The following is a 25,941-nucleotide window of genomic DNA, read 5'->3' as shown; positions in this document are numbered from 1 at the left end:
ATTCATAATAGGCAGAGTTTTGCTATGCGGCAATCATCTTTTATTATTCTGATAAAAGTTTAAGCGTTATTGCAGCAACAAAAGAGCTAAAGAGACTCAAAAGAAGTGAAAAAGCACTGAGAAGAGCTAGGGAAGTGAGAAAAGAGGTATTTGGGTTTATTGGGGCTGTAGCAGCCGAAACACCAAAAATCATAATTGGAATGATCCACGGCAAGATAATGATAAAAATAAGCAAAGTACTGTGCAACAATGAGGTTGCGAGTGCAGCGCCTATAGCACCAATAAAAATAATAGCTGGTGTTCCGCATAAAAGGGTGAGTATTGTTGTAAAAGTTATTGTTACATCTAAATGGAGCATGAGGGCTAAAATAGGTGTGGCAAAAATAAGAGGAAGCATCGTTCCTACCCAATGGGCAAAACATTTGGTAAAGACAATTAGAGTAAAACTTTGTCTTTGTCCTGAAAGGATAAATTGGTCGAGATTACCATCATCGCGATCGATTTGGAAAAGTTTGTTCAGATTGAGAAGCCCTGCAAGAAGGGCTCCAAACCACAATATACCTGGTCCTATTTGTGCAAGAATTTTGGGGTCTGGCCCAATGGCAAAGGGGGTTATGACAACAACAGCGATAAAAAACAATAATCCTGTTAGTGAAGAGGCTTGTAGCACTAATAATAGTTTAAGATCACGCCAGAACAGTGCTTTCATTTTATTCTCTCCTAGAGAGGTAAAAATTTTTCCAGAGCGATTTTATGGTTTTCTGGAATGCCTATGGAATTATGAGTTGCAGCGATAATCATACCACCTTGATTGAGATGACGCTGGAAAATACGAGCAAGGAGTTTTTGAGCATGGTTATCAAGCCCAGATATTGGTTCATCTAAAATCCAAAGAGGACGATAGGAGAGCAAAAGGCGAGCAATAGCTACGCGTCTTTGTTGTCCAGTTGACAGAGCGTTAAAGGGTAAATGTTCAAGGTTAGAAAGACCAATATCGGCAAGAGCTTCATGCGCAAAACGTAAATGTTGACCGTAAAAATCTGCCCAAAATTGCAAATTATCAATGACAGATAAAAGAGGTTTCATAGCATTTTGAGGACCAAGATAATGACAGGCAGTTGCAACAGGGTATATTTGATCATGGTCTTTAAGTATTATATGACCTTCAGCAGCTTCAAGAAGACCGACAATGATTCGGAGTAATGTAGACTTTCCGATACCATTAGGACCGGTGATTGTCATAAGTTGCTGTGAAAATAAACAAAAAGAAAGACCTTTAAACAGAATTTCTTCGTTTCTGTAAGCGGCTAAATCTTTGCCTGATAACACCATGTGATTGCCTATTTTGTTTTTATTTTCATATTCTTTATTGTATTATAGAATAAAAAACACATTTTTTATGCAATTGTACCTAGAATAGTTCTAGAAATAGTTCTATAAAGGATACCTTACATCAATATCTGGTGTAAAATGGTTTCTGGCGCTGATTTCCGCATTTGCCTATGAGAGGGTGGAGGGGAAATGGATAGCGGAGGTAATTGCGTCTGCGCTCAAGCTGCGACCTTGACTCGTAGTTTGTGTTGTTCATTCCTGGAAATTGGGTGGTTATAGTATTGAGGGTGGACAGTCATGACTCAAATTGATAGCTTTAATTGTCGCAGAGTATTAAATGTTGGTGGCAAAGAATATATTTATTATAGTTTGATCGAAGCGGAGAAGAACGGACTTGAAGGTGTTTCTCGTTTACCGTTTTCGATGAAAGTTATTCTCGAAAATTTATTGCGATTTGAAGATGGTCGCACAGTTAAAAAAGAGGATATCCTCAATGTTGCTAAGTGGTTAAACGACAAAGGGAGTGCCGGGGCAGAAATTGCTTACCGTCCTGCGCGTGTTCTTATGCAGGATTTTACAGGTGTTCCAGCAGTTGTTGATCTTTCTGCAATGCGTGATGCTATGGTTAAACTTGGTGGTAACGCTGAAAAAATCAATCCTCTCATTCCCGTTGATCTCATCATTGATCACTCAGTTATTGTTGATGCTTTTGGCACTTCCATGGCTTTTAAGGAAAACGTCGAGCATGAATATGAACGCAATGGTGAACGCTATCGTTTCCTTAAATGGGGGCAGCAAGCCTTTCAAAATTTTCGTGTTGTTCCTCCAGGAACAGGGATTTGTCATCAGGTTAACCTAGAATATTTAGCACAATGTGTATGGATGAAGAATGAAGAGGGGTGTGAGACGATTTATCCTGACACCTGTGTGGGAACTGATTCGCATACGACTATGGTAAATGGTTTAGGGGTTTTAGGTTGGGGTGTTGGTGGTATTGAAGCAGAAGCAGCAATGTTAGGCCAACCTGTTTCTATGTTGTTACCTGAAGTGATTGGTTTTCGTCTAACAGGTAAACTTAAGGAAGGTGTAACAGCCACCGATCTCGTATTGACGGTGACTCAAATGCTACGTCGGAAGGGTGTTGTCGGTAAATTTGTTGAGTTTTTTGGTCCTGGTTTGGAGCATATGACACTTGCTGATCGGGCAACGATTGGAAATATGGCACCTGAATATGGAGCAACGTGTGGTTTTTTCCCAATTGATAAGGAGACAGTGCGTTATCTCAATATGACAGGGCGTGATGAACATCGGATTGCCTTAGTGGAGGCTTACACCAAAGCACAAGGGATGTGGCATGATGAAATGGTAGCTCATCCCATTTTTAGTGATACAATTGAATTAGATATGGGAACTGTTGTCTCTTCTATGGCTGGTCCTAAACGTCCTGAAGGACGTATTGCATTGGAAAACGTTGGGCAGGGTTTTGAGAAGGCATTGGTCGAAGACTATAAGAAGACTTCTGGACAAGATAAAGATAAGCGTTATCAGGTCGAGGGTGAAGAATATACGCTTGGTCACGGTGATGTGGTGATCGCTGCGATTACGTCGTGTACGAATACATCGAATCCAAGTGTTCTTATTGCAGCGGGTCTTTTGGCACGAAATGCTGTGGCAAAGGGGCTCAAGAGTAAACCATGGGTAAAAACTTCTCTTGCACCTGGTTCACAAGTCGTTGAAGCTTACCTTCAAAATTCGGGTCTGCAAAAAGATTTAGATGCACTGGGATTTAACTTAGTAGGATTTGGGTGCACAACATGTATTGGGAATTCTGGTCCTTTGCATCCAGCTATTTCCAAAACGATTAATGACAATGGTATAATTGCATCTGCGGTTCTTTCAGGAAATCGTAATTTTGAAGGGCGTGTTTCCCCTGATGTGCAAGCGAATTATTTAGCTTCACCACCGTTAGTTGTTGCACATGCGCTCATCGGGACGGTGTGTAAGGATTTAACCAAGGAGCCTCTTGGTGAAGATTCAAATGGCCAACCCATTTATTTGAGAGATATTTGGCCAACTTCTCAAGAAATACAGGAGTTTATCGAAAAAAATGTCACGCGTAAGGTTTTTGCCGAAAAGTATGCAGATGTTTTTAAGGGAGATGAAAATTGGCAAAAAGTTCAGATTCCTACGGGTTCTACCTATTCTTGGGATGAGCGATCCACCTATGTACGCAATCCACCTTATTTCGATGATATGCAGAAAACGCCTGATATCTTACCAGATATTAGAGATGCACGGATTTTAGGTTTATTTGGTGATAAAATCACGACGGATCATATTTCTCCTGCTGGTTCTATTAAAGCAGCTTCTCCTGCCGGAAAATATTTAATGGATCATGGTGTTAAAGTAGCTGATTTTAACCAGTATGGAACGCGTCGTGGGAATCATGAAGTTATGGTGCGTGGGACCTTTGCCAATATTCGCATTCGTAATTTTATGTTAGGGGAAAATGGTCGAGAAGGAGGTTATACGGTTCATTATCCGTCAGCGGTAGAACAAACCATTTACGATGCAGCAATGGCGTATAAACAAGAAGGTATTCCGCTCGTTGTTTTTGCAGGTGTTGAATATGGTAATGGATCATCACGCGATTGGGCTGCCAAGGGGACCAATCTTCTTGGTGTCAAAGCGGTGATTGTGCAATCTTTTGAAAGGATACATCGTTCTAATCTTGTTGGTATGGGCATTGTCCCTTTTGTCTTTGAGGAGGGGCTAAGTTGGAAATCTTTAGGCTTAAAGGGAGATGAAAAGGTGACAATTGAAGGGATTCATAACTTGAAACCTCGTCAAAAGACTGTAGCGAAAATTACTTTTTCTGATGGTACGGTAAAAACCGTTCCATTATTATGCCGTGTTGATACTGAAGATGAGCTAGATTATTTGCATCATGGTGGAATTTTGCAATATGTCTTGCGTAAGTTAGCCGTTTAAATTCTTTTGTTTGTTAAGGAATATCTATTATTAGGCTATAAAGTTGCGGATCAAAGAGTTTGGCTTCATTTTTTTATGACTATCTTTGAAAATCTAATTGACGTTAGCTTTGGGATTGCGTTATAAACCACACGAGTTATAGGCAGCTTTATAGTTTTGCTTGGGTTGGATTTATTTATATTGGTAGAGTTGTTATTGAGACTCATTTTACCAAGGTGTTGAAAGAGAGATTATATTTATGGCGAATACACCTTCTGCTCGAAAAGCGGTGCGCAAGGTTGCGGCGCGCACACAGGTTAATAAGGCCCGCCGTTCACGCGTTCGTACTTTTATACGTAAGTTTGATGATGCTTTGGCGGGTGGCGATAAGGCATCTGCGGAGATTGCATTTAAGAATTTTGAGCCTGAAATTATGCGTGCAGTTTCTAAAGGGGTTTTTCATAAAAATGCTGCTGCGAGGAAAGTATCGCGTTTAGCTAAACGGTTGAAGGCTCTCAGCGTTTAAACTTTTTCTCCTTTAATTGAGAAAAAAGCCAGTATCCATGAGGATGCTGGCTTTTTGTTTATTATTTCAAAAAGTTTCTATTGAAATAAGAATCGATAATGATTCTCCACTTGAAAAAGGAGAGAAAGTTTATAGAGGGGGGTATGGTTATCCACAAGCTTTGTGGATTTTTACAGAGTCTTTTTTGTCAAGCATTTTATTTTTTTTTTTAAATCTGAAGAGATTCTTTAATTATTGGTAAATTTAGAGAAAAAAAATGAATTGAATCAATATTTTTTTCAGTCCTCATTAATATAAGCATTTTTTTTGGGTTTTTTGATTTTATTTTGACCTCTTGCATTTTACCTCTGCTGTTTTGTATGGTTCTTATGAAGACTAAAAAGCATGAAGGGGTCACATCAGCGTATTATTCTGTACTTTGTTGAATACAAGATGTTTTGATTTAGGCTTTTCTAAACTTTTGTGTTGGAGAGGTTTTCTGACGGTTTTTTAGTTTTCTTAATGGATATGTTTACCATTTTAGAAGGGTGGGTCATATCATGAGTGCAAGTAAATCTTATTGGTCATCTTTGTTAGTGGGGTTGTGATGAGGCTATCCTAGGGGAGGGTGAGTAATCTTATTTGGGGTAGGGCGTTTTGCCTTCGCTAGATTTATTTTAGCTGTTTGGCAGGACAAAATTTTATTTTTATCAGGATGGAAGATGGTGGATAAATTGAACTCTAAAGCTAGTTCCTTTAAAAGGGTTTCGGTAAATATCCTGTCGGCAGAGAACATAATAAAGAATAGGATGACGGAGAGTGATAAGAATGTTTGTAGAAGTGCTCCTATAGGGCATTCTATTGTTTCAGAGGAGGAAAGTGCAGCGGCTTTTATACGTGTTATGGCGCAATTAAAGGTACAGGTTGGTGTTGAGGCTTATACCAGTTGGTTTGGGCGCGTGAAGCTTGCTGAATATAGTCATACTCTTGTAAAGCTTTCTGTTCCTACTGCTTTTTTACGTTCATGGATTAATAATCACTATGGTTCTCTTTTGACTCATTTATGGAAACAAGAGAATTCAGCAATTCTTCGTGTTGAAGTTATTGTTCGTGGTATGGAACGCGTTTCAAGAGATGTCGTTTGTAAAAGAAGTGTTCCTTCTGTTGTACTAGAGGAGCAGGCGACTTCATCTTTTGTTGAAAGTTGCGCAGAGCATTCAGTTAAGAGTTCTCAAACGGGAGTTTTTGGATCTCCACTTGATTCTCGTTATACTTTTGAAAGTTTTGTTGAGGGGGCTTCTAATCGTGTTGCTTTAGCGGCTGCGCGTTCTATTGCGGAGGGGCATAAAAGTGCTTTACGTTTTAATCCTCTTTTTATTCACGCATCTGTTGGCTTAGGAAAAACACATTTGCTTCAAGCGATTGCTGCTTCTGCATTGAAGCGTTTAACGTCTGCGCGCGTTATTTATTTAACTGCTGAATATTTTATGTGGCGTTTTGCAACAGCTATTCGTGATAATGATGCTCTTTCTTTTAAAGAACAGCTTCGTGATATCGACCTTTTAATTATTGATGATATGCAGTTTTTACAGGGTAAGTCGATACAACATGAGTTTTGCCATTTGCTTAATATGTTGCTTGATAGTGCAAAACAGGTTGTTGTCGCTGCAGATCGTCCACCAGCAGAATTAGAATCGCTTGATCTTCGCGTTCGCTCTCGTCTTCAGGGAGGGGTGGCCCTTGAAATTGAAGCACCAGATTATGAAATGCGTTTGCAAATGTTGCGCCAGCGGTTGAAGGTGGCACAACAAGATGATGGCATGGTATCAATTTCTGATGATATCTTGGAATATATTGCGAAAACGGTTTTAGGGTCGGGGCGTGATATTGAAGGTGCATTTAATCAGCTCTTGTTTCGTCAATCTTTTGAGTCTGATTTATCTTTAGAGCGGATTGATGAGTTATTAGGTCACTTGACACGTCCTGGTGAACCTAAGCGTATTCGGATTGAAGAAATTCAGCGTACGGTAGCACGCCATTATAATGTTTCTAAACAGGACTTGTTATCTAATCGTCGAACACGTACGGTTGTGAAGCCACGGCAAGTTGCAATGTATTTAGCAAAAGTATTAACTCCTCGCTCGTTACCAGAAATTGGGCGCCGTTTTGGTGGGCGTGATCATACAACAGTTTTACACGCTGTGCGTAAAATTGAAGATTTGGTTTGTGGTGATCAGACCTTGGCTAAGGAACTTGAATTGCTTAAGCGGTTGATTGGAGAACAGGCTGTATAGTGTTTATCGTTTCTTTCCTTGGAGAGACTTTAAAGAATTTAATGAAAAGATTTATTTTTTCTTATGCAGGAGTGACTTGCCATTTTAAGAGAGGTTTAATAAACTCTAGCAGGCGATTCTTAAAGAGGGTCTATTCTTTAAGTCTAAAGAATTCTTATAGTTTTTAGTAAATCATACGGGGCTTTTATGCGTATTACAGTTGATCGCAGTCAATTTCTCAAGTCTCTTGGTCGGGTTCACCGTGTGGTAGAGCGCCGTAATACTGTTCCTATTTTATCGAATGTGTTGATTGATGCAGAAAATGGCCGTGTACAGTTAAAAGCAACAGACCTTGATTTAGAGGTTATGGAATCTTTTGCAGTTAATGTTAAACAAGCTGGAGCAACAACTGTTCCAGCACATTTGCTTTATGATATCATTCGAAAACTTCCTGATAGCAATGAAGTTGTATTATCCGTCGATGAGAATCAAGCAGGTACAATGTCCGTGGTTTCGGGTTGTGCACATTTTCAGCTTCAATGTCTTCCGAAGTCAGACTTTCCAGAGTCGCTTCCTGGGCAGTTTGGTTATCGTTTTTCTTTATCGGCATCAGGCTTAAAACATTTACTTGATTGTACACAATTTGCTATTTCTACTGAAGAAACCCGTTATTATCTTAATGGTATTTATTTCCATATTATTAATGATGATGTTTTGAAATTGCGTTTGGTTGCAACTGATGGTCATCGTTTGGCACAAGTTGAGATGGAAGCTCCTTCGGGTGTTGAGGGAATGCCTGGTGTTATTGTTCCCCGTAAAGCTGTAGGAGAATTGCAAAAACTTCTTTCAGAAGAAAATGATAGTGATGTGTGTATAGAGCTTTCAGAGACAAAAATTCGTTTTTCTATAGGCTCTGTGATTTTTACATCAAAATTAATTGATGGAACATTTCCAGATTATCAACGTGTTATCCCTCTTGGAAATGATAAAGAATTAATTGTTAATAGGCAGGACTTTTCTTCTGCCGTTGATCGTGTTTCAACGATTTCAAGTGATCGGGGGCGTGCAGTTAAATTAACGATTGAGCATGGACAGTTAAGGCTTGTTGTTAATAGCCCAGATTCGGGCAGTGCAGAAGATCAATTATCAGTAACTTATGCATCTGAACCGCTTGAGATAGGGTTTAATTCACGTTATCTTTTGGATATTGCTGGGCAGCTTTCAAGCGATGAGATGGTTTTTATGTTGGCTGAGGCTGGAGCACCCGCTCTGATTCGTGATAATGATGATGTGGATGTGCTCTATGTACTGATGCCTATTCGCGTTTAGGGGCGGTTGTTTTGCAATGTATGGCCAGTCATGTGCACAAAGTGGCAGTGAGGCAGCTGAAGCTTTTACGTTATCGCAATTATTCTTTTTTCAATATTCATTTTTCTGGTCAGCATGTGGTTTTTACTGGCCATAATGGTGCTGGTAAGACGAATCTTTTAGAGGCGTTATCTTTTCTTTCTCCTGGCCGTGGTTTGCGGCGCGCTGTTTATTCTGACGTTAGCTTTGTAGATGGTGGTGGAGGATTTGTTGTATTTGCGCGTCTTGAATGCGCTCTTTATGGTGAAGTAAAGATTGGTACAGCTTTCGAGGTTAGTGATAACAGTCGAAAGGTCCATATTAATGGTGTGAATGAGTCGAGTGATTGCCTAACAGATTATTGTCATATTAGTGTCCTAACACCGTCTATGGATGGTCTTTTTACAGGTCCTTCACTTGAGCGCCGTAGTTTTTTGGATCGTATGGTTTTGGCGATTGATCCCTTGCATAGGCGCCGCATAGCCGATTATGATAGAGCTATGCGCGCACGTAATCGTTTGTTTTTAGATGGAAATGAAGATTGTGCTTGGTTTGATGCTTTAGAAAAGCAGATGGCAGAACTGGCGACAGCTATTTCTGCGGCGCGTGTTGATGTTATTCGTCTTTTAAATGACATGTTTACACAAATGCCATCACAGATACCTTTTCCACGAGCTTTTTTGCAAATTGATGGTTTTTTGGAAACAGCTCTTAGTGAAATATCAGCAACTGAAGTTGAAGAACAATTTTGTGATCGATTACGGCATAATCGCGCAATGGATCGTGCTGCTGGTCGGACGTTAGAAGGACCACATCGTGCAGATTTGCAGGTTTTTTATGCTGATAAAAATAGAGCAGCAACATCTTGTTCAACAGGTGAACAAAAAGCGCTGCTGACAGGTTTAGTTTTGTGTCATGCACGTCTAACAGGTATGATATCGGAAAGATCTCCCATTCTTCTTCTTGATGAAATGGCTGCCCATCTTGATTCGCATCGACGTGCTGCTCTATTTGATATTCTTGATGATTTAGCTGTACAAACATTTATGACAGGAACAGATCGTCTTTTATTCGATGACTTAAAAGGACGCGCAGAATTCTTTGAGATTAAGGATGGAGCTTTATTGCCATAAAAACATGCTAAATATTTTTTTAATAAGTGATAGGTCTGAAAGAAAAGGCTTGCTATGTCAGAGATAATAACAATTTTAAATGGTCCTAATTTAAATTTTCTAGGTCAACGTGAGCCAGAAATTTATGGAATTGAAACTCTAGAAGATATTGAAAAAAGATGCAGAGAATGGGCAAAAAAAAATGATATTATAATAAATTTTTATCAAAGTAACTGTGAAGGGCAATTAGTAGCATGGATACAAGAAGCAATAGAGGCAAGTTCTGGATTGATCATTAATCCAGCGGCTTACAGTCATACATCTGTTGCACTTCTTGATGCCCTAAAAATGTTTTCAGGGCCGAAAGTAGAAGTTCATTTATCTCATATTTATCAGCGTGAAGCTTTTCGTCACCATTCTTATACATCTGCAGGTGTAGACGCTGTCATAACTGGGTGTGGAGGTGATGGATATTGGTTTGCACTTGAGTATATTGCAAAACAATTAAGCAAAACAATTAAATTGTGATAGATAAAGAGTAGGCGTTTAATAAGAGTAATATAGGCATTGAATTCTCTTGATAATTATTTTCAAATCTGTACAATGTGAGGTATATATTTATGACAATTTTTAGTGCGTATGACGGGGGTAAATAAAGGTGAAAAGCTTTGTTAGACAATTAGAAATGCTTGTGATTTTAGGGGGAGCACTGCTTTTGTCTGGTTGTAAAATTGATGTTATACAGCCATCAGGTTATGTTGCACGTCAACAGCTCATTTTGATCGTTGTTTGTGTGGTGGTGATGCTTTGTATTGTCATCCCAGTTATGGTGAGTGTGGTATTTTTAGCTATAAAATATCGTGCATCGAATATGAAAGCGGACTATTCTCCTGATTGGGCGCATTCAAATAAAATTGAAGCATTGATGTGGGGTATTCCAGTTGTAATTGTAATGGTTTTAGGTTCATTAACAGCTTATTATACCTATAAGCTTGAACCTACAAATCCTCTTCCAGTGGAAGTTGTGGGTGAAGGAAAGCCATTACAGATTGATGCTGTTGCTCTTGATTGGAAATGGCTTTTTATTTATCCTGAATATGGTGTTGCATCGATTAATGAGATTTATGCGCCTGAAGGACGTCAAGTTTTATTGCAATTAACGTCAGAGAATTCTGTCAATGCTTTTTGGGTTCCCAAATTGGGTACAGTTCTTTACGCTATGCCGCAGATGAATGCTAAGTTGCATTTGGTCGCTGAAGAGCAAGGAGTATTCAAAGGAGCCTCAGCAAATTACAGTGGTGATGGTTTTTCGAGTATGCGGTTTAAGTGGCATTCTGTGTCTTTGCAGGATTTTGAGGATTGGATTGTAAAAGCTCGGGCTAATGGTCGAGTACTTGATCGTGCATCTTATCGTCAACTTTCTATTGCGCCTCGTATGGGTGATATTGCTGCGAAGGAAAAAGATGCTGAAGTTCGTTATTTTGCACCTGTTGAGAAGCGGCTTTACTATCGTGTTGTTAATCGATGTGTCGATGAAAAGACGGTATGTAATGAAGATTTAATGAAACGTGCTGCTGCTCAGACGCTGTGGGGTGCACTATGTTCAGTATTTGATCCTGATGTTATTTAACAGAGTCAATAAAGTAAAGAGCCCTTTTAACAAAGGTTTCTTTTAAACTTGAATTTCATTTGAAATGGGTTGAGAAATGTTTGGAAGACTTACAGATCCTACGGCAGGTGCTTTTCATGCGCTTGCACATGAACCGATCGTTTTGTATACATGTATTGCGATTGTTTTGGTTGGTTTAATTGCTGTTATTGCTTTAACAGCACTTGGGTGGTGGGGGATTCTATGGCGAAATTGGATTACAACGGTTGACCATAAACGCATAGGTATTATGTACATCGTTCTTGGAATTATTATGCTTGTTCGCGGTTTTGCGGACGCACTTATGATGCGAACGCATCAAGCTTTAGCTCTTGGGAGTGAAACAGCTGGTTATTTGCCCCCTGAGCATTTTGATCAAATTTTTTCGGCGCATGGTACGATCATGATTTTTTTCATGGCCACGCCTATTTTATTTGGTCTTTTTAATTATCTTATACCGCTTCAAATTGGTGCGCGTGATGTTGCTTTTCCCTTTGCAAATAATCTAGGTTTTTGGATTACGGCTGCGGGGGCAATATTAATTAACATATCCCTAGGTGTTGGTAATTTTGGTCGTGGTGGTTGGCTGATGTACCCACCTTTTACAGAATTGCAAACGAGTCCAGATACAGGGGTAGATTATTATTTATGGTCACTTCAGCTTTCTGGTATTGCAACAACAATGGGATCAGTAAATTTTATTGCAACGATGATTAAAATGCGTGCTCCTGGAATGACAATGATGAGAATGCCTATTTTCTGTTGGAGTGCTTTTGTCAGCAATGTTCTTATTTTAGTTATTTACCCTGTCTTGGCTGTAGCATTTGCACTCTTGGCATGCGATCGTTATTTGGGCATGAATTTCTTTTCTAATGTTGGTGGCGGAAATCCGATGGTATGGATTAACTATGTTTGGGTTTTTGGTCATCCTGAGGTTTATGTTTTGGTTGTTCCTGCTTTTGGAATTGTTTCTGAGGTTGTGTCAACTTTTTCTTCAAAGCGCCTCTTTGGTTATACTTCGATGGTATGGGCCATGTTGGTTATTTTGATTCTTTCGCTTCTTGTTTGGGGACATCATTTTTTCACAATGGGTGGCGGTGAAGCTGTAAATACTTTCTTTGGTATTGCGACAATGATCATCGCAGTTCCAACAGGTGTAAAAGTCTTTAATTGGCTGCTTACGATGTATAAAGGTCGAATTCGCTTTGAGCCTCCAATGCTTTGGTGCATGGGCATGATCTTTACATTTGTTGGCGGTGGATTAACCGGTGTTTTATTATCTATTGTTCCTGCTGATTGGCAGTTTCATAATTCGCTCTTTTTGATAGCACATTTCCATCATACAATTATTGGAGGTGTAGTTTTTGCGTACTTAGCGGGGATTGCATTTTGGTTTCCAAAAGTTTTTGGTTATAAACCAAATCGCATACTAGGTATTGCATCTTTTTGGTGTTGGTTTATTGGTTTTTACCTTGCCTTTTTCCCCGTTTATGCGCTTGGTTTAATGGGGGCGACGCGTCGTCTTCAGCATTACATGGAACCTAGTTGGCAGCCGATGTTTATTATTGCTGCATTAGGTGCTTGTATTATCTTACTTGGTATTCTTTGTTTTGTGTTACAGGTTGTTTTGGCGATTTGGTACGGTATTAAGCATAAAGGTCACTTACCGGTAACATTAAATGATTCTTGGGGTGATGCACGTACACTTGAATGGTTTACCTCTTCACCGCCTCCTTCCTATAATTTTGCCCTCCTTCCAAAGATACAGTCTGATGACGCTTATTGGAATATGAAGAAAAGTGGTTATCAACGGCCGACAAGTGGATTTACAAAAATTCATATGCCATCAAATACATCTGCTGGAATTATTGCGGGATTCTTCTCATTAGTTGTTGGTTTTGCACTTGTTTGGCATATTTGGTGGCTTGTTGCGGTTGGACTGGTTGGTTTTATTGCAACGCTTGTGTGTCATTCATTAACAGGTGATCATCATGGTTATTATATTCCAGCTGAAGAAGTGCAAAAAACTGAAGATGCCTTTACGGCTGTTCTTAAAGAACAAGGAGTGACAGTATGAGTGCTGTAACAATGAATAACGCGAGTACTATAGATGAACTTCACCACGATAGTAGCTCGGTAATGACGTTTGGTTTTTGGGTCTATATTCTTTCAGACTTAATCCTGTTTTCGACATTGTTTTCAAGTTTTGCTGTATTTTCTGCTTCTTATGGCGGTGGTAAAGCGGGCAATGAGTTTATAGATTTAAAGTTTGTTTTGGTTGAGACTGCTTTCTTGTTGTTTTCATCCGTCACTTATGGCTTTGCAATGGTACAAGCACATAAAAATAACATCAGTGGTGTGCGTTTATGGATGGCTATTACCTTTGTATTGGGGTGTTGCTTCATTGGTATGGAACTTTACGAATTTCATGAACTTTTGAGTGAGGTTTTTTATTTCGATCCAAATGCTTATGCGGGTATTGATCCTGCAACAGGTTTACAGCTTTTTGGACGGGAAATTCTCTCTGCTTATTGGTCAGCATTTTTTGCTTTGGTTGGCACCCATGGACTTCATGTAAGTGTTGGTCTTCTTTGGATGGTTGTGATGTTTTTTCATCTTCGTCGTAATGGTTTGGATCAGAACAATAAAACACGTTTAGCATGCCTTTCCATTTTTTGGCATTTACTTGATATTGTATGGATTGGTGTTTTCACCATGGTTTATCTATTAGGAGCGTTGTGATGAGCGTGCAAAATGAAACACATGGTCCCAGTACTGGTTCCTATTTGGTTGGTTTTATTCTGGCTGTATTTTTCACTTTGGGTTCTTTTGTTCCTGTGATGTATGGAATGATGGAAAGTTGGGCAGTTAGTACAAAGGTTGCGTATCTTATTGGGATGGCGATTATTCAGATTATAGTACAAATTGTTTTCTTTTTGCACTTGAATTCTGGTCCAGACGCCAAGTGGAATTTAAGCGCGTTATGGTTTGCTGCTATTTGCGTTTTTGTTATTATTGGGGGAACTTGGTGGGCTATTTCTCATTTAAATTATAATATGATGGGTGGTTCAGGACGTGTTATTGAACCGGAAATATCAAGTAGAGATGATTCTTCAGTGTCTGAGCAGTTATCAAGCAAAGATATATCCGTAAGAAAACAGCCAGAAAAGATACAGGGTTCAGAAATGCCCATTGGGCAGGATCTAAGTACGCAAACTCCTGTAGATCAAGAAGCTAGTTCAGAAATGCCCATGGGGCAGGGTCTAAGTACGCAAACTCCTGTAGATCAAGCACCTGGTTCAGAAGTACCCATGGGGCAGGATCTAAGTACACAAACTCCTGTAGATCAAGCACTTGGTTCAGAAATACCCATGGGGCAGGGTCTAAGTACGCAAACTCCTGTAGATCAAGCACCTGGTTCAGAAATACCCATGGGGCAGGGTCTAAGTACGCAAACTCCTGTAGATCAAGCACCTGGTTCAGAAGTACCCATGGGGCAAGGTCTAAGTACACAAACTCCTGTAGATCAAGCGCCTGGTTCAGAAATACCCATGGGGCAAGGTCTAAGTACGCAAACTCCTGTAGATCAAGCGCCTGGTTCAGAAATACCCATGGATCAAGATCCAAATACACAGTTTCCTGTGGAGTAGTTGTTAGAAATATCTATGGAGCTGATGCGGCATGTATCAGCTCGTAGAAGAAATTCGTAGGATATAAAGAAGGGAAGAAATACAAGATATCAGTGGATATGAGTATCATTATTTTGAATATACTTTTAATTTAAAAGAGAAAGTCCGTGGGGTATTTAGTCAAGCTTTAATTTTTGAGACAAATAGCTATTTGTAGAATATACAAAAAGTGATGTTTGTAAAATTTACTACAAAGAAAGAGAATGTGAGAAACAAGTTTTTATGTTGTGTGAGATAAAAAAACACGAAGCAGTAATGTTTTTAGATTGACAGAATTTATATTAAAGATAGCATTAAAGTTATTTGTAATAATAATATGCAATTGAAATCAAAAATTTAGAGAATAATCAGAAAACTTAATGAAAACCGTTGCAATGACAGTTATTGGTGCTGGTTCTTTTGGTACTGCATTAGCGATAGCTCTTGCCCGTAATGGTCATAATGTTTTACTTTGGGGATATAGTCCTCAACATATCAAAGAATTACAGGAACAACGTTGTAATCAAGTATATTTACCCGATATTCGATTTCCTGACAATTTATTACTTGAAGCTTCGCTTGAAACTGCAATAACGGCGAGTCACAATATATTAATCGCAGTTCCAAGCCATGTATTTCATCAAGTTTTGTGTAATATTCAGCCTTATTTAGATCAGCATTCACGTGTTATTTGGGCTACAAAAGGTTTAGAACATGGTACTGGACGTTTTTTACAAGAGGTTGCTCGTGAGATTTTAGGTGAAAAAATTCCTTTAGCTGTTTTTTCTGGACCAACTTTTGCTCAAGAACTAGCTATTGGTTGGCCTACTGCAATGACGATAGCAGCTTCTGATGTTGAGTTTGGTAAAGAATTGCAGCAACTTTTTTATTGTGACAAAAGTTTTAGAGTTTATAAAAGTTCAGATATGATTGGTGTTCAATTAGGGGGAGCAGTCAAAAATGTTATTGCTATTGGTGCAGGAATATCAGATGGCATAGGTTTTGGGGCAAATGCACGAATAGCTCTTATCACACGAGGACTAGCTGAAATCAGTCGTTTAGGGGGGGCTATGGGTGCTGAGCTTTCCACATTTATGGGAATGACAGGCTTAGGTGATCTGGTTTTGACATGTACTGATAATCAGTCACGTAATCGTCGTTTTGGAATACTTCTTGGTAAAGGAATAGATATAAAAGAAGCGGAAAAACAAATTGGTCAGGTTGTGGAAGGATACTTAAATACCAAGGAAGTACATACGTTGGCGCAGCGTATTGGGGTAGAAATGCCCATTGTAGAACAAATTTATCAAATTCTCTATTGTGGTAAAAACATAACTGAAGCGGCAAATACATTACTAAGCCGCGCCCTCAAGGACGAAATACAATGATATCCTGTTTTTTAATAATTCAAATCGTAAAAAATAGAAACATGCTATGATAGACATATAAAATAGATTTTATTGATGGTTGTATAAGGTAGTCATATTCCAGCAAATTATAGATTCATATCATTCGATTCTTTATGAAACATGGCTGAAATATAAAAGTTTTTGCTTTTATCTAAGAGCTATCTCTTTGAAGATAAATTATCGTTTCCACTTACACATGTTTATGTAATGTAATGAACAAGATATTTTTATTGTCTCTTAAATTCATCTCACAATGATGTTTGCAAACAGAATAATACAAGACTCATTAGGTAGAAGCATCTTATTTATGTAACGTATAAGTTAAGAATATCGGGGCAGGGATATTATGTATCTCTGTTTTTGTAATTCTTTAAAACAAGAAGACAATCTGTTTTGGGAAGAAGATGAAATTTTAAAGATGAAAACCAGTTCCCATTTCTACAATCATTTTTAAATTCAGTTTTACGCTATCTAAAGCAATATCTTTTAAATAATGGAGATTATCTCACACCTTTATTTTCTCATTTTTTAATGAAAGCATTTCTCTGATGTGTCAGGTAAAATAGAACGCCCAAAAAAACACGATAGCTGTTGTATATTCACGCGCTTGTTTTAAAGAGACCTCTCTTAAAACTTCCAAGTCCACTTCGCGACGGTAACCGTGAATAGTGTAACGATAAAGCTATTGTGCACATCCCCATCTTTACGTTTATGAAGGAGGAAGCCGAGCATCATTACACCCCCCAATGTTGAGACAGCTCTAAGCACTTGAAGCTGTTCAGTAGAAATATTTAAGTCTTTTATTTTCTCACATGTCAATTCTGTTTTTTATATGCAAGAAATGATTTTTGGAATTATAACTTTGAAAGTCTAAGATTGAAAAAAATATTATTGTACTTGTTTGTGGCTGTCATTTACACTGAAAAATAATGTGATTATAAAGATAAAAAATTGATTTATATAAATAATTCATTTTATTTTTGTATTGAGTTAATTAAAAATATGTGTTTGCTTGTCACAAGCGGGTTAGTATGTGGATAAAAATTATTAAAGATACTTCTAATGAATCATCTCAAGTGTCAAGGGTTGTTTCAATATTAGAACATGGCAAGTAAAATGACGGTGTCGGTTTGTCATCTGTATAAACATTAAAATGGTGGTAAAAAAAGGATTTTATGTACTTCACAGGGATTTTTTATACGTTCTACAGGTACCATTGTGAAATGGAATGGCGTGCATTGAGAGATATCTTTAAAAAATGCATGAAGGAGAAACAGCTATAGTGTTTTTGGGTGTTCTATTTTACCTGACACATCAGAGAAATGCTTTCATTAAAGAACAAGAAAAATAAAGGTGTGAGGTAAAGCGTAACCTCCATTATTAAAAAAACATTGATGTACATGCTTTTAAAATCGTAAAGCCTCATTAAAGAATAATAGTAAGATTAATGATTGATTTCTTTACGCCTTCATATTCGTCCTAAATTAGATTGTATTTGCGTTTCAAGAATAAATCAAACGGTAGGAATATTTTTTTCAATTTGCTACACAAAAGCTGAAACTAAGGATTTTAATAATTCTCTAATCTCTGTTTCAAACTACGGTAGCATGAGGGCTGGATATTGATTTATAAGCAACGACAAAAGCGTATGCTTTAGTAAGGTAAATAACGTCATAAAATACACACTTTATCAACCATGGATTGAAGAAATACTCCGGCTTTTTATAAAATATTTTGCGAAACAAGGCATCGTACATCTGGTTTTGTATTGACTTATTCTTACAAACATTTGCACATATGCCTTACGTCATATTATTATAAGTCAATACACTATTATATAGCTGAGAAAGTACTCAATACCCGATTAAAGCACTATGGACATGATTTATTTTCTTTTTTAGTGCAATGAAATAAATTTTATTCTTCTTGGGAATCGTCACTTTTTTTCAGTTCTTCAAGTATTGGCATAGACATGATGTTATAGCCTGAATCAACATAATGGATTTCACCTGTAACACCTGATGATAAGTCAGAGAGTAGATAAAGAGCAGATTTTCCAATTTCATGAATATTTACGGTACGCCGTAATGGGGCATTACGGCGTTGATGTGAAAATATTGCCCGCGCAGCTGCAATACCATTACCTGCTAAAGTTCTAACAGGACCAGCGGAAATCGCATTGACACGGATATTTTGAGGACCAAAGTCCGCTGCTAAATAACGTACCATAGCTTCTAAAGCTGCTTTAGCAACACCCATGATGTTATAATTAGGCACAACTTGCTGTGAAGCACCGTAGGTAAGAGTTAAAAGTGTTCCTCCATTGGGCATAAGCTTACCCGCGCGCTGGGCAATTTCAGTAAAGGAATAAGCTGAAATAACCATCGTACGTTGAAAGTTTTCACGTGTTGTAACATCAACGTAACGCCCTTTTAGCTGAGTTTTATCTGAAAAACCAATGGCATGGACAATAAAATCAATTGTTTTCCATTCTTTTTCAAGTTGCTCAAAGACGTAATCAATATTTTCACTTTTTTCAACGTCACACTCTAGCACTAATTTGCACCCAAGTTTATCTGCTAGGGGATGAACACGTTTTCCAAAAGCATTTCCTTGATAAGTCAACGCTAATTCCGCTCCTGCTTGTGCGAGCTGACAGGCAATGCCCCAAGCAATTGAATGGTCATTCGCAATTCCCATAATAAGGCCGCGTTTGCCCTCCATCAAACCTTTCATATTATTCTCCGTAAGACCGTACTTTTTTCAATTACTAAGAGCTTTTGTTTATACATAACGTTGGAAAACAAGCGTTGCATTGGTACCGCCAAAGCCAAAAGTATTCGACAATACGGTATTCAGTTGTTGATGATCACGTCGTTCACGAACGATTGGCATATCAGCAAAAGCTGGATCAAGTTCTTCAATATGGGCACTTTCACAAATAAAATTATGATTCATCATTAACAATGTATAGATTGCTTCGTGAACACCTGCTGCTCCCAAGGAATGTCCTGTTAGAGACTTGGTAGCAGAAATGGGGGGACATTGATCACCTGCTCCAAAGACACGACGGATAGCTTCTATCTCAGGAGGATCACCAACAGGAGTTGCTGTCGCATGGGGATTGATATAATCAATTTTATTATTGACTGTTGCAAGAGCCATGCGCATGCACCGCTCCGCTCCCTCTCCTGATGGGGCAACCATATCATGTCCATCGGATGTCGCACCGTATCCAACGATTTCTCCGTAGATTTTTGCACCACGTGCTTTAGCAATTTCTAAATCTTCAAGGACTAAAACGCCAGCCCCTCCAGCAATGACAAAACCATCACGATTAACATCATAAGCACGTGAAGCTTTGTGAGGAATGTCATTATATCTGCTGGACATAGCGCCCATGGCATCGAATAAAACAGATAGTGTCCAATCCAAATCTTCGCAGCCACCGGCAAAGATGCGCTTTTGTTTACCATATTGAATCATTTCGTAAGCATTACCAATACAATGATTGGAGGTAGCACAAGCTGAAGAGATTGAATAATTGATTCCCTTTATTTTAAAGAAAGTTGCTAATGTTGCAGATGCTGTAGAACTCATCGCTTTAGGGACAACAAAAGGTCCAACACGTTTTGGACCTTTTTGGCGTGTAATGTCAGCAGCTTCTACGATTGAATGTGTTGAAGCACCTCCAGAACCCATAATAATACCCGTGTGTTCGTTCGATACTTCATGCGGTTCTAGACCCGCATCAGCAATCGCCTGATCCATGGCGATGTGATTCCATGCTGTTCCACGCCCATGAAAACGTAGAGCACGTCGATCTACGAGTTCTTCTATATTAATATCGGGTTTGCCATAAACTCTACTACGAAAGCCTAATTCGGCATATTGAGGTGCGTAAGAAATTCCGGATTTTGCTTCACGTAAACTGGTTAAAACAGCTCTAGGGTTATTTCCAATCGCGGAGACAATTCCCATTCCGGTTACAACAACTCGACGCATTCATACCTCCTCGTTCCATACAGAATAGTGAAAAGTTCTTTCTGACGGAAATAACGTTCAATCTTCTTTGAATAAAGCAACGCGTAAATCATTCGCCTTATAAATAGTCTCTCCATCTGCTTTTAGCCACCCATCAGCTATTCCTAAGACTAAATTTCCACGTCGAATACGCTTAAAATCTATTTCATATTCAAGAATTTTGGTTTGTGGAGTTACCATCCCTGATAACTTTACTTCACCTGTTGATATTGCTCTTCCTTTTCCTAGTTCGCCTAGCCAACCAAGAAAAAAACCTGTTAATTGCCACATACCATCCAGTCCGAGACATCCTGGCATGACGGGATCGCCTATAAAGTGACAATTAAAGAACCACATGTCTGGTGTAATGTCAAATTCGGCGCGAACCATTCCTTTATCGTATTTACCATCAGTTTCACTAATTTGAGTGATTCGATGAATCATCAACATTGGCGGTGCTGGCAATTGCGCATTACCTCTACCAAACATTTCGCCGCGAGCGCAGCTTAGAAGCTCTTCATATGTGTAGCGAGACTTTTGTTCAGCCATTGTTACTCCATTTATTTGCATATATCTTTAATTTCTGCGCTTTTCCCAACCTACTTTTAGAGCAAATTTTAAAGAGAGGGAAATGATTTTATATCATTTTTAATGACAAAAGCCTTTTTTTATGTATTCTACATAGGTAATTATTTAAAAATGGAATACAAGATTACACCATACTATTCCCATTTTTTTGTATTTTGATCTTATTTAGCAGGAATGTATTTGGGTTTGTAATATGTCAGTGAGTGCAGACAATTTAGATATGAATGAAGAGCAACAGTGCACAAAAGAGTGTGGAAAAATGGTGCAATATTATTCCATTTCTATGTTAGAAAAACGTTTGCGTCAAAATGGTCTGCGTCCAACACGTCAGCGGTTGGAACTTGCACATATGATTTTTTCTCAAGGAAATCGTCATATTACTGCTGAAGAGCTCTATGAGGAAGCGGTGAGGGCAGGTGTACCTGTATCTTTAGCAACGGTTTATAATACGCTTCATCAATTTACGGAAGCGGGATTATTACGGATTATTGCCGTAGAAGGCTCAAAAACTTGGTTTGATACCAATACCTCTGATCACTACCATTTTTATATAGAAGGTGAAAATCGTATTCTTGATATTCCTTACAATTTGGAAGAATCTCCCATTATTAGAAATTTGCCTAAGCCACCAGAAGGTATGGAAATTTCACATGTTGATTTAATCGTGCGATTGAAACCAAAAAATCGATCTTGTGATAGGCAGTGAGGATATTCAATAAGGAATAAAATTAAACTTATTGAGTTTGAGTATTCACCAGCCTTTTACTTTTTCATCAGGATAGATTCCCCATAACTGTGGTTGTTGAAGCCATCCGCGCGTATTATTAATATTTAGTTCGCACCATTGTCCATCACATTGGCGGATATTACCAATGACATTAGGTTCTACTTCTGCCACAAGTTCTGCGTTGTCGGTGGGGTTTTTTCGTAGCATCAGTCTTTTAGTTTTATCTTTTTGCCATGGAATAGTTATAGCAGTTCGCTTTCCCGATAAAAGTGATTGATACACCCATCCCTCATCGCCTTCGGCATCACGAATTTTGCGCCATTGATCATATTCTTGAATGATTTCAATAGGTAATCCCTTCTTTTTGTAGGTAAAAATGATAGAATAGTTGCTTCCTGGTCCGACGCGTACATTAACGCTGGTGGGTTTAATCGAAGCAAATCGCGGAAGTGGTAAACCACTGGGCCCTAAATTTTGATTAAATGTTTGTGCATGCAACAAATGAGGTGAACCTAATACAATGACTGTTGCTATTAAGATACATGATGCGAGTATTGAAACGCGAAACCAACGAGAATTTTGCACACCGAACTCCTTTATTTCATCATATATTGGAAATTTAAAATCTGAAAGATAAGACTGGAAACTGATAAAAAGTATGACACACTGCTCGTTAAAGAGATCTAAACGATGAGAAAATTGCTACAAAAATATCAAAATAAGGAAAACAAAAGCTTATATTTCTTAGTGCGTATCTTTTTTATGAGGGGATAGATATAAATAAACATTGGATTTTTATGTAGCTGTACGCGTGATAAAACAGTAAAGTATTACTGGAGCCTTAGCAGTTTTTGTACAGGAAATTAGGGCTAAAGTATTGCATCTCTTTTCTGAGTTTGTTTCTCGAAGTAAAAGTGCATGTATGCATACTATGAACAAAGAGCTGTTCAGAAAGGGATTATTGTGTGGCTTGAAAAGAAGTTTTGAATGAACAAAATAATACGATAAATAAAACATTTAAGCGTAAAAATATGAGCGACATTATAGGGTAGATTGATATATGAAGGGCTAATTTTAACAGGACACTTTTTCGTGATAATTCATTTATAAAATTTGCTACACTCTAATCTTATGCCATGATAATGCTTATCCGTATGGTAGATAAGCTGGCTCCATCGTTCTATTTACCAGCTTTCAATGTTATGCAGTTCCTATTATTTATGGTGTTCATAAGAAGCATTTTTGTTTTTTCTTAAATAGCTTTTATTCTATTTGCATACGAATCCCGCTTATGATGTACAAGAAGATAATCTTGATTGATTCAATATGAGAAGGCATTGAGAAACTTTACGTTATTCAGAATTATTAATTAATATGAAAAACAATTACTTATAATAACAAATCACTGCGTTAAAAACTTTAACTCGTTATTTAAATTGTAAAAATATTTCCATCAACAATGGTAATAAAAGGCACATTCATCCATATTAAAATACAGTGTTTTCTCTGTTTATTGTCAAATTTCTTTTTCTCTAACTCAGTATAGAAGAAAGTTGAAAGAAATAGAAGGGCTTATTCGATACAATTATGAGGGTAATTACATAAGTGATGAATAGAAGAAATTTATCAAGAAAAAAGAATCTGTAGTGCAGTGGTTGAAATTCGTCATCCTTTAGAGAGACAGAATCAAGAGATATAAAAAGTTATGGAATTATATCGTTTCGTTACATAACTGAAGGGAAAGAGGATTATGAATTTGATATTATATTTTACACACAATCGCATATTGCGATAGTTATTTTTGTTTTGTAATCAGACCTAGGATGATCGAAAGATGTAGAATATTTAATGACAAAAAAGAAGTTCATCATGAAATTTGTACATAAGAAGCAGTGATGTAAGAGATATCCAGAAGGAGAAAATTATAGTGAAAAGTGATAATAAAACACCTCACACTCAATTCACATAGGAAAAAGTCGCTTAAATATCTAAAGTGTAGTTTGTTATCTATTTTTAAAATATAAGAGTGAAATAAAAACCACCTTTATGATAGAAATCTTATTATTTTCAAATAACTAACATATTAGATAACATTGTACACAAAAACCTACACACAAGCAATTTATTGCAATCGCCTATGAAGAAAAATTTTCTAGTAGCTTATTACCTATTGGTTATGCAGTTATATAATATCATAAAGTATATTACTTTACCGCAACAGTTCGTCCGTTACTAACAAAACCTTCTCTTTGTGCACGCTTACGAGCAAGCTTACGTGTACGACGAATAGCTTCAGCTTTTTCACGAGCACGCTTCTCAGATGGCTTCTCATAATAACTACGCATTTTCATTTCACGGAAGATACCTTCACGCTGCATCTTTTTTTTCAACGCACGGAGCGCTTGGTCAACATTATTATCACGAACGAGTACTTGCACTATCTATCCTGCTTTTTTCAGTGTCATAAATGATAGGAAAAAACCTACGTCCTTTTAAAGGCATATCCAAAAGGACAAGCACTTATATCATATAAATAAGACATTTGTCTATATCGCTTTTTAAAATTCTATTTTTTTTACAATAAAACGCTTTTTATAATGAATGATAGAATTTACGGTTATAAATTTATGAAAGTCCTTGTATTTGATCATTTTCGTCAAGATGAATTTTTTCAGCCGCGGGATAATGGGGTAGTCCCGGCATGGTCATAACATCTCCACAAATGACAACAATAAAACCGGCTCCCGCACAGAGACGAACTTCTCGTATGGGAATTTCAAAATCAACAGGAGCGCCGTATTGCTTGGGATCAGAAGAAAAAGAATAAGGTGTTTTTGCCATACAAATAGGGTAGACGCCAAACCCCTCTTTTTCCCAAGATTCAAGTTGTTTGAGAATAGGGGCTGAGATGATGGCGCCACGTCCACCGTATAGCTTTGTTATAATACAATTAATTTTTTGAACGAGTGGAATATCATCTTGATAGAGAACTTTAAAATCAGAATCGTGCTTTTCAATCAAGGTAACGAGTTCTTGTGCAAGTTCTATAGCGCCTTTTCCACCTTGTTCCCAATGCTTACAGATAATAGCTTTGTGTCCAGTTGTTGCAACTATTTTTTGTAATGTTTTTATTTCAGCATCGCTATCGCTGTCAAAATGATTGATAGCCACAACACAAGGAATACCGTAGTGCTTCATATTTTTTATGTGTCGTAAAAGATTGGCAGCTCCTTTTTCTAAAGCGGTAATATTTTCTTCTGTCAGGTTATTTTTATCCAGACCACCGTTCATTTTTAATGCACGAATAGTTGCGACGATCACTGTAGCATTTGGTACAATACCTGCTTGCCTACATTTGATATTGAAGAACTTTTCTGCTCCAAGATCTGCTCCAAACCCTGCTTCTGTGACAACATAATCCGCAAGTTTTAAAGCAGTTTTTGTTGCTATAACTGAATTGCAACCATGAGCAATGTTGGCAAAAGGTCCTCCATGAATGAGAACAGGATTATTTTCAATTGTCTGTACGAGATTGGGTTGTATAGCATCTTTGAGAAGAACTGCCATTGCACCTTCCGCATTGAGATCAGCAACGGTGATGGGCGTTTTATCATAACGATAAGCAACAATAATTTTTTTGAGTCTTTGTGTAAGGTTTTCTAAATTTTCAGAGAGACAAAGAAGCGCCATAATTTCTGATGCAACAGTAATATCAAAACCTGTTTGACGTGGAAAACCATTTGTTATGCCCCCCAATGAAATGACAATATCGCGCAATGCACGGTCATTCATATCAAGAACGCGTTTCCAAACAATGCGACGTGGATCAATGTTTAGAGTATTTCCCCAATAAAGATGATTATCTATCATTGCGGCAAGAAGATTATGAGCAGCTGTAATAGCATGAAAATCACCGGTAAAATGTAAATTAAGGTCATCCATTGGAATGACTTGCGCATAACCACCACCAGCAGCACCACCTTTTACACCAAAACAGGGACCTAAAGACGGTTCTCTCAAGGTAGCTATTGTTTTTTTACCAATAAGATTAAGAGCATCACTTAGTCCAACTGTTGTTGTTGTTTTGCCTTCTCCGGCAGGTGTGGGATTGATAGCTGTGACAAGGATAAGTTTACCGTCTGGATTTTTATTAAGCGATTTTATGTATTCAGAAGAAATTTTAGCTTTATCATGGCCATAGGGAATGAGATTTTCATGTGAGATACCAATTTTTTGTGCAATTTCAACAATATGTTGCTTTTTAGCAGTGCGAGCAATTTCAATATCAGTTTTAGGCATGGAAAAATTCTTTAAACTTATCTTTTATTAATATTCGAGA

At 37.9% G+C, this 25,941-nt stretch carries 20 protein-coding genes; 12 read left to right on the top strand and 8 right to left on the bottom strand.

The window, feature by feature from the left end; all coding sequences use genetic code 11:
• Nucleotides 1-43: 43 nt before the first annotated feature.
• Nucleotides 44-709, bottom strand: coding sequence for a heme exporter protein CcmB (gene ccmB / locus ACFILY_RS00230; RefSeq protein ID WP_375630511.1), 666 nt, complete (start codon nt 707-709; stop codon nt 44-46).
• A gap of 11 nt (nt 710-720) precedes the next feature.
• Nucleotides 721-1,332: a heme ABC exporter ATP-binding protein CcmA gene (gene ccmA, locus ACFILY_RS00225; protein ID WP_273790270.1), complete on the bottom strand. Its 612-nt coding sequence runs from the start codon at nt 1,330-1,332 to the stop codon at nt 721-723.
• A gap of 297 nt (nt 1,333-1,629) precedes the next feature.
• On the opposite strand from ccmA, the gene acnA reads away from it, so the two are divergent.
• The 11 genes from acnA (at nt 1,630) to gpsA (ending at nt 16,243) form a co-directional block, all read left to right on the top strand.
• Entirely contained in the window at nt 1,630-4,323 is a 2,694-nt protein-coding gene (gene acnA, locus ACFILY_RS00220) for an aconitate hydratase AcnA (RefSeq protein WP_375637199.1), read from the top strand.
• 238 nt (nt 4,324-4,561) lie between these two features.
• Entirely contained in the window at nt 4,562-4,828 is a 267-nt protein-coding gene (gene rpsT, locus ACFILY_RS00215; protein WP_273790272.1) for a 30S ribosomal protein S20, read from the top strand.
• Between the two features lie 701 nt (nt 4,829-5,529).
• Nucleotides 5,530-7,101 (top strand): chromosomal replication initiator protein DnaA, encoded by a 1,572-nt coding sequence (gene dnaA / locus ACFILY_RS00210; protein ID WP_375637197.1) that lies wholly within the window; start codon nt 5,530-5,532, stop codon nt 7,099-7,101.
• Nucleotides 7,102-7,287: 186 nt separating this feature from the next.
• Nucleotides 7,288-8,409, top strand: coding sequence for a DNA polymerase III subunit beta (gene dnaN, locus ACFILY_RS00205; RefSeq protein ID WP_273790274.1), 1,122 nt, complete (start codon nt 7,288-7,290; stop codon nt 8,407-8,409).
• Between the two features lie 20 nt (nt 8,410-8,429).
• Nucleotides 8,430-9,560, top strand: a complete 1,131-nt coding sequence (recF, locus tag ACFILY_RS00200) for a DNA replication/repair protein RecF (RefSeq protein WP_273790275.1) — start codon at nt 8,430-8,432, stop codon at nt 9,558-9,560.
• Between the two features lie 54 nt (nt 9,561-9,614).
• Nucleotides 9,615-10,067, top strand: coding sequence for a type II 3-dehydroquinate dehydratase (aroQ, locus tag ACFILY_RS00195; protein ID WP_273790276.1), 453 nt, complete (start codon nt 9,615-9,617; stop codon nt 10,065-10,067).
• A gap of 130 nt (nt 10,068-10,197) precedes the next feature.
• Entirely contained in the window at nt 10,198-11,169 is a 972-nt protein-coding gene (gene cyoA, locus ACFILY_RS00190; RefSeq protein WP_273790277.1) for a ubiquinol oxidase subunit II, read from the top strand.
• 76 nt (nt 11,170-11,245) lie between these two features.
• Nucleotides 11,246-13,264, top strand: a complete 2,019-nt coding sequence (gene cyoB / locus ACFILY_RS00185; RefSeq protein WP_273790278.1) for a cytochrome o ubiquinol oxidase subunit I — start codon at nt 11,246-11,248, stop codon at nt 13,262-13,264.
• The gene (locus tag ACFILY_RS00180; protein ID WP_375630500.1) at nt 13,261-13,929 is read left to right on the top strand and encodes a cytochrome (ubi)quinol oxidase subunit III; all 669 of its coding nucleotides are present in this window, start codon (nt 13,261-13,263) and stop codon (nt 13,927-13,929) included. The genes cyoB and ACFILY_RS00180 overlap by 4 nt, the downstream gene beginning before the upstream one ends.
• A complete protein-coding gene (gene cyoD / locus ACFILY_RS00175) occupies nt 13,929-14,837 on the top strand; it encodes a cytochrome o ubiquinol oxidase subunit IV (protein ID WP_375637194.1) in 909 nt (302 codons plus the stop codon). Before ACFILY_RS00180 ends, cyoD begins: the two co-directional genes overlap by 1 nt.
• A gap of 398 nt (nt 14,838-15,235) precedes the next feature.
• Nucleotides 15,236-16,243: an NAD(P)H-dependent glycerol-3-phosphate dehydrogenase gene (gene gpsA, locus ACFILY_RS00170; RefSeq protein WP_375630496.1), complete on the top strand. Its 1,008-nt coding sequence runs from the start codon at nt 15,236-15,238 to the stop codon at nt 16,241-16,243.
• Nucleotides 16,244-18,181: 1,938 nt separating this feature from the next.
• On the opposite strand, the gene fabI is transcribed toward gpsA, so the two are convergent.
• The 3 genes from fabI to fabA are packed head-to-tail and all read right to left on the bottom strand — an operon-like array spanning nt 18,182 to nt 20,836.
• Nucleotides 18,182-19,000 carry an enoyl-ACP reductase FabI gene (gene fabI / locus ACFILY_RS00165; protein ID WP_273790282.1) on the bottom strand — a complete coding sequence of 273 codons (819 nt, stop codon included), beginning with the start codon at nt 18,998-19,000 and terminating at the stop codon, nt 18,182-18,184.
• A gap of 48 nt (nt 19,001-19,048) precedes the next feature.
• Nucleotides 19,049-20,269, bottom strand: a complete 1,221-nt coding sequence (gene fabB, locus ACFILY_RS00160; protein ID WP_375637193.1) for a beta-ketoacyl-ACP synthase I — start codon at nt 20,267-20,269, stop codon at nt 19,049-19,051.
• 57 nt (nt 20,270-20,326) lie between these two features.
• On the bottom strand, nt 20,327-20,836 hold the full coding sequence (gene fabA / locus ACFILY_RS00155) for a 3-hydroxyacyl-[acyl-carrier-protein] dehydratase FabA (RefSeq protein WP_375637191.1): 510 nt from the start codon (nt 20,834-20,836) through the stop codon (nt 20,327-20,329).
• Nucleotides 20,837-21,068: 232 nt separating this feature from the next.
• On the opposite strand from fabA, the gene irrA reads away from it, so the two are divergent.
• Nucleotides 21,069-21,581 (top strand): iron response transcriptional regulator IrrA, encoded by a 513-nt coding sequence (gene irrA, locus ACFILY_RS00150; protein WP_273790284.1) that lies wholly within the window; start codon nt 21,069-21,071, stop codon nt 21,579-21,581.
• 45 nt (nt 21,582-21,626) lie between these two features.
• Here the strand turns inward: irrA and ACFILY_RS00145 are convergent, their stop codons facing one another.
• The 3 genes from ACFILY_RS00145 to ACFILY_RS00135 form a co-directional block, all read right to left on the bottom strand.
• On the bottom strand, nt 21,627-22,187 hold the full coding sequence (locus ACFILY_RS00145) for an SH3 domain-containing protein (RefSeq protein ID WP_026500127.1): 561 nt from the start codon (nt 22,185-22,187) through the stop codon (nt 21,627-21,629).
• A 1,619-nt stretch (nt 22,188-23,806) separates the two neighbouring features.
• Nucleotides 23,807-24,040, bottom strand: a complete 234-nt coding sequence (gene rpsU / locus ACFILY_RS00140) for a 30S ribosomal protein S21 (protein ID WP_012754552.1) — start codon at nt 24,038-24,040, stop codon at nt 23,807-23,809.
• A 187-nt stretch (nt 24,041-24,227) separates the two neighbouring features.
• Nucleotides 24,228-25,901, bottom strand: a complete 1,674-nt coding sequence (locus ACFILY_RS00135; protein WP_375637189.1) for a formate--tetrahydrofolate ligase — start codon at nt 25,899-25,901, stop codon at nt 24,228-24,230.
• Nucleotides 25,902-25,941 lie beyond the last annotated feature (40 nt).

It is taken from the genome of Bartonella sp. CL25QHWL (genome assembly GCF_042195335.1).
Lineage (GTDB): Bacteria > Pseudomonadota > Alphaproteobacteria > Rhizobiales > Rhizobiaceae > Bartonella.
The sequence above is the reverse complement of the archived record's forward strand: the minus strand, read 5'-3'. Positions and strand labels throughout refer to the sequence as shown.

Bases quoted from the DNA above. Each gene is read 5' to 3' on its own strand.
- ccmB (WP_375630511.1), bottom strand. From the start codon at position 709: ATGAAAGCACTGTTCTGGCGTGATCTTAAACTATTATTAGTGCTACAA.
- ccmA (WP_273790270.1), bottom strand. From the start codon at position 1,332: ATGGTGTTATCAGGCAAAGATTTAGCCGCTTACAGAAACGAAGAAATT.
- acnA (WP_375637199.1), top strand. From the start codon at position 1,630: ATGACTCAAATTGATAGCTTTAATTGTCGCAGAGTATTAAATGTTGGT.
- rpsT (WP_273790272.1), top strand. From the start codon at position 4,562: ATGGCGAATACACCTTCTGCTCGAAAAGCGGTGCGCAAGGTTGCGGCG.
- dnaA (WP_375637197.1), top strand. From the start codon at position 5,530: ATGGTGGATAAATTGAACTCTAAAGCTAGTTCCTTTAAAAGGGTTTCG.
- dnaN (WP_273790274.1), top strand. From the start codon at position 7,288: ATGCGTATTACAGTTGATCGCAGTCAATTTCTCAAGTCTCTTGGTCGG.
- recF (WP_273790275.1), top strand. From the start codon at position 8,430: ATGGCCAGTCATGTGCACAAAGTGGCAGTGAGGCAGCTGAAGCTTTTA.
- aroQ (WP_273790276.1), top strand. From the start codon at position 9,615: ATGTCAGAGATAATAACAATTTTAAATGGTCCTAATTTAAATTTTCTA.
- cyoB (WP_273790278.1), top strand. From the start codon at position 11,246: ATGTTTGGAAGACTTACAGATCCTACGGCAGGTGCTTTTCATGCGCTT.
- ACFILY_RS00180 (WP_375630500.1), top strand. From the start codon at position 13,261: ATGAGTGCTGTAACAATGAATAACGCGAGTACTATAGATGAACTTCAC.
- cyoD (WP_375637194.1), top strand. From the start codon at position 13,929: ATGAGCGTGCAAAATGAAACACATGGTCCCAGTACTGGTTCCTATTTG.
- gpsA (WP_375630496.1), top strand. From the start codon at position 15,236: ATGAAAACCGTTGCAATGACAGTTATTGGTGCTGGTTCTTTTGGTACT.
- fabI (WP_273790282.1), bottom strand. From the start codon at position 19,000: ATGAAAGGTTTGATGGAGGGCAAACGCGGCCTTATTATGGGAATTGCG.
- fabB (WP_375637193.1), bottom strand. From the start codon at position 20,269: ATGCGTCGAGTTGTTGTAACCGGAATGGGAATTGTCTCCGCGATTGGA.
- fabA (WP_375637191.1), bottom strand. From the start codon at position 20,836: ATGGCTGAACAAAAGTCTCGCTACACATATGAAGAGCTTCTAAGCTGC.
- irrA (WP_273790284.1), top strand. From the start codon at position 21,069: ATGTCAGTGAGTGCAGACAATTTAGATATGAATGAAGAGCAACAGTGC.
- ACFILY_RS00135 (WP_375637189.1), bottom strand. From the start codon at position 25,901: ATGCCTAAAACTGATATTGAAATTGCTCGCACTGCTAAAAAGCAACAT.